The sequence below is a fragment of the Mesorhizobium sp. YIM 152430 genome, assembly GCF_029210365.1.
In the GTDB taxonomy this organism is placed as follows: domain Bacteria; phylum Pseudomonadota; class Alphaproteobacteria; order Rhizobiales; family Rhizobiaceae; genus Aliihoeflea.
Genome location: NZ_JARGES010000011.1, coordinates 1 through 3,327, shown reverse-complemented (window position 1 = coordinate 3,327; position 3,327 = coordinate 1). Strand labels below are relative to the sequence as shown.

Sequence of the window (3,327 nt, the reverse complement as noted above, 5' to 3'; positions counted from 1 at the left end):
TGTTGCGACCGGCGCTCTTCGCCTTCATCGGCGCTTTAATCGGCCGTGACGATTCCGACCATGCACCGGCCGGCGAAAAGACCATCACCTTTGAAGAGCACTTCACCGGCCTTTTCGAGATCGGCACCGGCTGGCTTGGCTGGTCGCCCGAAACGACATGGAGCGCCACACCCGGCGAAATCATCGCCGCACAACGCGGCCTGATCGCCAAGCTGAAGGCCATCCACGGCAGCGCCGACGAAGATCAGCGTCCCGGCAATGACATGCTTCAGGAAGTCAGCCCCGACGAAGTGAGCGCCGGCATTGCCCGTTTGCGCGCCGTCTCGGCAAGGTGGAAACAGTAATGCGTCCGCCCCGCCTTTGCTCGTGCGGTAAGATCGTCCCGGCCGACCAGCGTTGCGCCTGCCAGATCACGGCCGATCGCGCCCGGAAGGCCCGCCACGATCGCCGCCGACCTTCGGCCAGGCAACGCGGCTACACGTCCGCATGGCAGAAGGCGCGCTCCGCCTTCCTGCGCATGTATCCGTATTGCCGACACCACGGTTGCGGCCGTGCCTCGACCATCGTTCACCACGTCATCCCGCACAAGGGAAACGACCGGCTCTTTTGGGACCGCTCTAACTGGATGCCGGTTTGCCAGCCCTGTCATGACGGCCCGCTTCAGGCAGCGGAGCGCGCCCGATGAGAAAATTCTTACTGCGGCTCGAGTGCAGCCATCCGTTCAAGCAGTCGCTGATTGTATTCACGACCATCGCTCCCGGAGTGAACCCGACGATGGCAGTTTGGACACAAACCTATCACCGATCGGGGATCGTCGGGACCGCCGTCGCTAAGGCGCAGGATATGGTGCGGCTCGATATACGGCACACCATTTGGCCGCAGGAATGGCGCAGGGTCCTCACAACCCTCACAATGTCCATTCGATCGCGCAACGACGTAGTCACGGACGTGTCTACTCCGCTCAATGACACTTGTGTGGACGTCTCTTCGGTCCGGTGCAGCGTTCGCCGCGGCCATTGCAAGTGTTCGAAGCCTCGCCAGATCAGCGTTTGGCTCGGGCTGAACTTTCTCAGTGGCCTCTTCAACAGCTTCGATCGGCAGAAGTTCGAAGACAATTGCAGGACGCATGTTCTGAAGTCGATCCGGCGCATTCTCAATGTGGTGACCTGCGTAGATCATTTCACCTTCGAAGCGCAGACCATCGCGAAGCTTCTTGAAGAGCAGCAAGTCCTTCCCATTAGCGATGTGATTGGCGATAGCGGCATTGCCTTTTGTCATGGTCATCGGCCCCACCTGTCCCTCGCCGAAATACTCGAACACGCCAGTGGGCAGGTAGCGGTCCGCATAGCCGTGAGCCAATCCTTCTTCCCCAGTGATGATAATGACCAGCCGGTGCTGTGCAGGAGTGACGATGCCACCCTGCTGCTGCCCCCTATAGCGCGCGTGGATTGCCTCACGTCGATTGTAGACCCGTCCGCGTTCGAAACCCCAAGCCATTGTTTTCGCTCCCTTGCTTCAGAAGCCGGCATCGAACAACACGACAACTTACAAGCGAGTAAATGAATCAGGACACTGTGATTGAGTATCAGGGCTTTTCACAGCCAGTCGTTGAATGGGCATTGGATTACGGAATTCCGCCTGATCTGATTTTGGCACGCCTTCGGACCGGGAATACCGTTGAAGCCGCTATCACGACACCTATGAAAACTGATCGAGGTGCCCGTCTTCACGGACAATATCTTCAGCGGGAATTGGCAAGGCGCGCGCGACGGGGGGTAGTCTCCAATTTGTCAGCGTCCAAGGGGACCGGCGCGGGGAGCACCGCGCAAGAAATTGCCGAAATAACTTTTCCATCAAACGAGGCTTCGCAATGACCTTGCCGAACGCTGCCGATCTGCGTCGGCAACTCAATCTCGACCCCGATCAGGAAGACAATGCCTTCCTTTCGGCCAAGCTCGCCGCCGCTGCGGGCTGGATAGAAGCCTATGTCGGCGAACCGCTCGCCGGCCTCGATCCGTTCCCGGCCGCGATCCGCGAAGCCATTCTTCAGCTTGCCGCGCACCTCTACGAGAACCGGGAAGCGGTTCTTGTCGGCATGTCGGCGTCCGAACTCCCCTTCGGCGTGGTCGATCTGATCCGGCCCTACCGGGTTTGGAGCTTCTAGCATGGCCATGTCACCGCAAGTTGCGCGGCTTCAGCGCCGCCTTGAAGCGATTCCGAAGAGCGTCCGTGAGGCCGTGCAGCCTTCGCTCGTCACGTCCGGCGAGGAACTTGCGCGCCTGATGCGCCAGCTTGCGCCGGAAGATGAGGGCGATCTGAAAGAATCGATCGCCGTCACGGCACCCGGCAAGCAGACGCCTGCCTATTCCCAGCCCGGCGGCTCGCGTGTCGCTGGCGAGTTGGAAGTGCTGGTGACTGTCGGCAATGAGGACGTGCGCTATCCGCACCTTCAGGAATACGGCACAGCGCACCACGAGGCACAGCCGTTCTTTTGGCCGGCCTTCCGGCTCCTGCGCAAACGCTTGTCGAACCGAACGAAACGCGCCGTCGCCAAGGCCGTGCGCGAACACTGGAAAAACCAATGATCGAGCCGACCCTTGCCCTTCAGACGGCCATCCGCGCCAAGCTGATCGGCACCGCTGCCGTGCTTCAGCGTGTAGACGCCGACAACATCCGTTCCGGTTCGACCCGGCCCGACAACACGCCGACGATCATCATGGCGAACGGCAGCACGTCGCTGCACGGCCATGATTACACCTCGCAACGCGCCGCATGGGTCAATCTCGATCTGCATATCTGGACGAAGGACGAAGGACCGGACGCGGCGAAGGAAATCGCCTTTCTCGTGCAGAGTGCGCTCGACAAGCGGCTTCCGATCGAAGGCGGATATTGCGATTCCTTCAAGGTGACGCGCACTGTCTTTCCGCGCGATCCTGATCCGGCGTTCGGCCACGGCGTCCTGTCGGTGGAAGCGCTTGTCCGGTGGATCGTGTAATGCGCTCCGGCAAGCTCGACCGCCTCATCACCATCGAACGTAAAACCGAAACGGTTTCCGGTTCAGGCAGCGTCGTTGCCGCCTGGACGGAAATTGCCACGACGCGCGCGGAGATCGTGAAGGCGTCGGCTGACGAATTCTTGACCGGCTTCGGCGAGGCAGAGGCCGGCACGACCATCTTCCGCATCCGTTGGCGCGACGGTATCACCACGGCCGATCGGATCATGTTCGACGGCACGGCGCACGACATCAAAGAGATTGTTGCGATCGGCCGGCGTCGTGCGCTGGAAATCCGCGCGGTGGCCGTGTCGTGACACGCGGCCTCAAACCCT

Annotated in this window: 6 protein-coding genes and 1 pseudogene; 6 read left to right on the top strand and 1 reads right to left on the bottom strand. The window is 60.8% G+C overall.

The features are described from left to right. Window positions 1-344, top strand: a pseudogene (locus PZ895_RS00720) (hypothetical protein); the annotation flags it as partial. Further along, entirely contained in the window at window positions 344-685 is a 342-nt protein-coding gene (locus PZ895_RS00715; protein WP_275837113.1) for an HNH endonuclease, read from the top strand. The pseudogene PZ895_RS00720 and the gene PZ895_RS00715, both read left to right, overlap by 1 nt. Window positions 686-693: 8 nt before the next feature. Here PZ895_RS00715 and PZ895_RS00710 read toward each other — a convergent pair whose 3' ends face one another. After that, window positions 694-1,017, bottom strand: coding sequence for an HNH endonuclease signature motif containing protein (locus PZ895_RS00710; protein WP_275837114.1), 324 nt, complete (start codon window positions 1,015-1,017; stop codon window positions 694-696). An 853-nt stretch (window positions 1,018-1,870) separates the two neighbouring features. Here PZ895_RS00710 and PZ895_RS00705 point away from each other — a divergent pair. Genes PZ895_RS00705 through PZ895_RS00690 form a run of 4 tightly spaced genes read left to right on the top strand, consistent with a single transcriptional unit; the run spans window position 1,871 to window position 3,309 of the window. Next, window positions 1,871-2,164, top strand: coding sequence for a head-tail connector protein (locus tag PZ895_RS00705; RefSeq protein ID WP_275837112.1), 294 nt, complete (start codon window positions 1,871-1,873; stop codon window positions 2,162-2,164). Window position 2,165: 1 nt separating this feature from the next. Next, window positions 2,166-2,585, top strand: coding sequence for an HK97-gp10 family putative phage morphogenesis protein (locus tag PZ895_RS00700; protein ID WP_275837111.1), 420 nt, complete (start codon window positions 2,166-2,168; stop codon window positions 2,583-2,585). Beyond that, the gene (locus PZ895_RS00695; protein WP_275837110.1) at window positions 2,582-2,995 is read left to right on the top strand and encodes a DUF3168 domain-containing protein; all 414 of its coding nucleotides are present in this window, start codon (window positions 2,582-2,584) and stop codon (window positions 2,993-2,995) included. The genes PZ895_RS00700 and PZ895_RS00695 overlap by 4 nt, the downstream gene beginning before the upstream one ends. Further along, complete coding sequence (locus tag PZ895_RS00690) at window positions 2,995-3,309, top strand: phage head closure protein (protein ID WP_275837109.1); 315 nt, start codon at window positions 2,995-2,997, stop codon at window positions 3,307-3,309. Before PZ895_RS00695 ends, PZ895_RS00690 begins: the two co-directional genes overlap by 1 nt. The last annotated feature ends 18 nt before the right edge of the window (window positions 3,310-3,327 follow it).

What these genes read in the sequence shown, in the direction of transcription:
- PZ895_RS00690 (WP_275837109.1), top strand. Translation starts at nt 2,995, where the DNA reads ATGCGCTCCGGCAAGCTCGACCGCCTCATCACCATCGAACGTAAAACC.
- PZ895_RS00695 (WP_275837110.1), top strand. Translation starts at nt 2,582, where the DNA reads ATGATCGAGCCGACCCTTGCCCTTCAGACGGCCATCCGCGCCAAGCTG.
- PZ895_RS00715 (WP_275837113.1), top strand. Translation starts at nt 344, where the DNA reads ATGCGTCCGCCCCGCCTTTGCTCGTGCGGTAAGATCGTCCCGGCCGAC.
- PZ895_RS00710 (WP_275837114.1), bottom strand. Translation starts at nt 1,017, where the DNA reads ATGGCCGCGGCGAACGCTGCACCGGACCGAAGAGACGTCCACACAAGT.
- PZ895_RS00700 (WP_275837111.1), top strand. Translation starts at nt 2,166, where the DNA reads ATGGCCATGTCACCGCAAGTTGCGCGGCTTCAGCGCCGCCTTGAAGCG.
- PZ895_RS00705 (WP_275837112.1), top strand. Translation starts at nt 1,871, where the DNA reads ATGACCTTGCCGAACGCTGCCGATCTGCGTCGGCAACTCAATCTCGAC.